Here is a 4,341-nt window from a genome sequence, read left to right on the forward strand (position 1 = left end):
CCCCCCTCTCCCCCGCCCCCGCCGCCCCGCCCCCGGGGCGCGGCCCCCCCCCCCCCCCCCCCCCCCCCCCCCCCCCCCCCCGCCCCCCCCCCCCCCCCCCCCCCACTACAACAGGCTCCAACTCCAGGAACGCGCCGATGACCGACACCACTTTTGCCGTGCCCGCCAGCGACGCCGCGTTGGCCCGTGCGCTATCTCCTTTTCATCGCCGGTCTTGGCGGCCTGTTGTACGGCATCGACATCGGCATCATTGCCGGCGCCCTGCCCTATCTGGAAGCCACTGCCAGCCATGCGTGGCAGCTGAGCAGCCAGCAGATGGGCTTCGTGGTCGCCGCAGTTTTGCTGGGCAGCGTGTTGTCGTCCTTGTTCGCCGGCATGATCGCCGACCTGATCGGCCGCCGCGGCGCGATGATGCTCGCTGGTGCGCTGTTCACCGCCAGCATCCCGATCATGGCGCTGGCCTCGGGCTATACGCCGCTGCTGCTCGGGCGCCTGCTGCAAGGTATCAGTGGCGGCCTGATCGGCGTGGTGGTGCCGCTGTACCTGGCCGAAGTACTTGGCCCTGAGCGACGCGGCCGCGGTGCGGCGATGTTCCAGCTGTTGTTGACCATCGGCCTGGTGCTGGCTGCTCTGATCGGCCTGTACCAGGCACATTCGGTGGATGCGGCGACCGAATCGGTGCGCAACCTGCCGCTGGTCCAGCAGGCACAGCATCTGTTCGCGGTCAAAGACCAGGCCTGGCGCACGATCTTCTGGACCTGCCTGTTGCCGGGCGTGGTGTTCTGCATCGGCCTGTTCTGGCTCAATGAATCACCGCGCTGGCTGGCACGCCGCGGCCGCATCGACGCCGCACGCCGCGGCTTGCAGGCAACGCTGCCGCCGTCGCAGGTGGAAGCCACGCTGGCGCAGATCCAGAATCCAGTCATCGCGAAGGCCGAAGGCGAGCGCGACCGGCTTTTCAGCCGCCGCTACATGGTGCCGTTCGTGCTGGCCTGCCTGGTGCTGGCCTTCACCCAGGCCACCGGCATCAACTCGATCCTCGCTTACGCGGTCAACATCCTCAATCAAGCTGGTCTGCCCGGTGCCGCTGCGAATGGCGCGGATGTGGCGATCAAACTGCTCAACGTGATCATGACCTTGGTGGCGCTGTTCCTGGTGGATCGCAAAGGCCGCAAGTTCCTGTTGATGATCGGCAGTGGCGGCATCTGTCTTGCCCTGCTGGCGGCAGCGATGCTGTTCTTCAAGGCCGAGCAAGGCCGCGCCGATGTGCAGCAGGTATTGCAGCGCGCGGTGCAGGCAGATGGCCTGCAGTTGCAGCTGGACGCCGCGCAGTGGCACCAGCTCGCTGGCACCCGCAATCGCGACGGGCAACCTTCGCAGCTGACGGTGTCGTGGAGCTATGGCGGTTTCAGCGATGTGCGTTCGCTGCGCAGTGACAACCCCAGCGATCAGCAGCTGTTGATAGAGCGCTCCAGCACCGTGCATGCCGACAGCGTGATTGGGCGTTTCTTCCGCAGCCTGCACCTGAATCCCTTCCCCGACCCGAGCGCCGCTGCCAATGCGCCGCTACGCATCGAACAGGCCTGGATCGGCGCGGTGCCGCCGGCTTCGCATGGCTGGGCGGTGGCGGCCTGCATTCTGGTATTCGTTGCGTTCTTCGCGGTCGGCCCGGGCGTGTGTGTGTGGCTGGCCTTGTCGGAGTTGATGCCGAACCGCATCCGCTCGAACGGCATGAGCATCGCACTGCTGATCAACCAGTTCGTATCGACCACGATCGCGGCGGTGTTCCTGCCGACGGTGGGTCACTACGGCTACGCCAGCATGTTCCTGTTCTGGGCGGCGTGTACATTTGCCTTCTTCCTGATTGCGGCGTTCTGGCTGCCGGAAACCAAGGGCAAGACGCTGGAGCAGATCGAGGCGCATTTCCGCTGAGTTGCTGTAAGGCGGGAAGCCAAAGCAAGAATCAAAAGCCCCCTCATCCGCCCTCCGGGCACCTTCTCCCGCAGGCGGGAGAAGGGACAGCTGGCATTGCTGTGAACTGACGCATTGCTTGCGCTCAGACATTGCTCTACGCGGCCAACCATCAAAGCAGAAGAAACCTAGCCTTCCCTTCTCCCGCCTGCGGGGTTAAGAACAGGCGTTCACGAGCCAAAGGCTCGTGACTGTTCGTACGCCCTGCGTGCTACGCAGGGCCGGGGCGCGGAGCGAGGTGCCCGGGGGGCGGATGAGGGGGCTTCTACGCTTCTACGCTTCTGAGTTCTACGCTCCTGAGCTCCTGAGCCTCAAAGCCTTCGCAGCTTCCAGCCTCCACTTCACCCAACCCCACAAACGCAAACGGCCACCCGAAGGTGGCCGTTGCTGCAAACAGGCGGGGCCTGTTGGCGGGATTACTCGGCGGCCTTGGCAGCCAGGCGAGCAGCCTTGGCCTGCTGGGCAGCAGCCAAGTCTTCCTTGATGCGGGCAGCCTTGCCTTCCAGGCCACGCAGGTAGTACAGCTTACCGGCGCGAACCTTACCGCGACGCTTCACTTCGACCGAGTCGATGATGGCGCTGTGGGTCTGGAAGACGCGCTCGACGCCGTAGCCGTGCGAGATCTTGCGCACGGTGAAAGCGGAGTTCAGGCCAGCATTCTTGGTGCCGATGACGACGCCTTCGTATGCCTGCACGCGCTCACGGTTGCCTTCCTTGACCTTCACGTTCACCACGACGGTGTCGCCCTGGCTGAACTTCGGCAGTTCGCGGGTGATCTGGGCGGATTCGAATTCCGCGACGATGGACTTGTTCAGCTTGCTCATTGGGTTACACCGATTGTTCGGGGTGGGCGTGTCGGTATCGACAGCTTAGGCTCATACAGTCGCCGGATTGCGCTGCACGTTATTGTTCTGGCTCCTCGTCAAGCCATTCAGCCGACGGGAACTCGTAATTCTAACTTACTGATCGCCCTCGGCGCCAGTAGCTTGCTTGAATGAATCTGCAAGCGCCTGCCGGGCCTCGCCCAGCAGCTTGCGGTCACCCTTATTCAGGCTGGCCTCGTCCAACAGGTCCGGACGCCGCAATGACGTGCGCAGCAAAGACTGCTGGCGGCGCCAGGCGGCAATGGCGGCATGGTTGCCGGAGCGCAGCACGTCCGGCACATCGCCCAGCGCGTGACTGGCCGGATGGCTGTAGTGCGGGCAGTCCAGCAGGCCATCGCCTTCAAAACTGTCCTGAACCGCCGATTCGGCGTCGTTCAGAGCACCGTCCTGCAGGCGGGTGACCGCGTCGATGATCACCGCCGCACCCAGCTCGCCGCCGGACAGCACGTAATCACCGATGGAAATCTCCTCATCCACCTCGCCGGCCAGGAAACGCTCGTCCACGCCTTCATACCGACCGCAGAGCAGGATCATGCGCGGCAAGGCCGCCAATTCACGGACCTTGGCCTGGTCCAGCGGTCGCCCCTGCGGACTCAGGTAGATCACCGGTGCCGGCGTCGGATCTGCCGCACGCGCCGCCGCAAGGGCTGCGCGCAGCGGCTCGATCAGCATCACCATGCCCGGGCCGCCACCGAAGGGACGGTCGTCCACCCGCCGGTAGTTGCCCTCGGCATAATCGCGCGGGTTCCAGCCATGCAGCTCCAGCAGGCCCCGTTCCTGCGCACGACCGACCACGCCCAGCGCGGCCGATTGGGCAAGGAATTCCGGAAACAGGCTGATGACGTCTACACGCACAGGCTTTAGAACTCCGGATCCCAGTCGACCACGATCAGGTTCGCGTCGAAATCCACCGACTTGACGAAATCTCCCATCACGAACGGAATCATCCGCTCACGGTCGCCACGGGTTACCAGCACATCGTTGGAGCCGGTGCTGAACAGATGCGAGGCAATACCCAGCTTGACGCCCTCGACGGTCTGCACATCCAGGCCTTCCAGATCGACCCAGTAATACTCATCCGCGCTCGGCGGCGGCAAGGCGCTACGGGCGATGTAGATCTCGGTCCCGATCATGGACTCGGCCACGTCGCGATCAGTCACACCCGGGAAGGTCGCCACCAGGGTCTTGCCCGAGTCACGGCCACGCACGCCGGTCAGCTCGGATTCCTGCCCCGCAGGGGTACGCAGAATCCAGGGCTGGTATTTGAAAATAGCGGAACGCGGCTCGGTCCAGGACTCAAGCTTCAGTTCGCCGCGCACACCAAAAACGCCGGCAATCCTGCCCAGCAGGATCCGGCGCTCGATATCTTTCTTCATATAGCAGTCGGGGGGGGGGGGGGGGGGGGGGGGGGGCCCGGGGCCGGCCCCCGCCGCGGGGGGGGGGGGGGGGGGGGGGGGGGAGGGGGGGGGGGGGGGGGGGGGGGGGG

Annotated in this window: 4 protein-coding genes; 1 reads left to right on the forward strand and 3 read right to left on the reverse strand. The window is 65.2% G+C overall.

Annotated features, from left to right (window positions below; translation table 11 throughout):
• Nucleotides 1-186: 186 nt before the first annotated feature.
• Nucleotides 187-1,932 carry an MFS transporter gene (locus ACVOL0_RS20025; RefSeq protein WP_481550573.1) on the forward strand — a complete coding sequence of 582 codons (1,746 nt, stop codon included), beginning with the start codon at nucleotides 187-189 and terminating at the stop codon, nucleotides 1,930-1,932.
• 455 nt (nucleotides 1,933-2,387) lie between these two features.
• Here the strand turns inward: ACVOL0_RS20025 and rplS are convergent, their stop codons facing one another.
• The 3 genes from rplS to rimM form a co-directional block, all read right to left on the reverse strand.
• Nucleotides 2,388-2,795, reverse strand: a complete 408-nt coding sequence (gene rplS / locus ACVOL0_RS20030; protein ID WP_293716960.1) for a 50S ribosomal protein L19 — start codon at nucleotides 2,793-2,795, stop codon at nucleotides 2,388-2,390.
• 135 nt (nucleotides 2,796-2,930) lie between these two features.
• A complete protein-coding gene (trmD, locus tag ACVOL0_RS20035; protein WP_481550574.1) occupies nucleotides 2,931-3,710 on the reverse strand; it encodes a tRNA (guanosine(37)-N1)-methyltransferase TrmD in 780 nt (259 codons plus the stop codon).
• 5 nt (nucleotides 3,711-3,715) lie between these two features.
• Nucleotides 3,716-4,231: a ribosome maturation factor RimM gene (gene rimM, locus ACVOL0_RS20040; protein WP_481550575.1), complete on the reverse strand. Its 516-nt coding sequence runs from the start codon at nucleotides 4,229-4,231 to the stop codon at nucleotides 3,716-3,718.
• Nucleotides 4,232-4,341: the final 110 nt, after the last annotated feature.

Source organism: Stenotrophomonas sp. STEN021 (genome assembly GCF_056760175.1).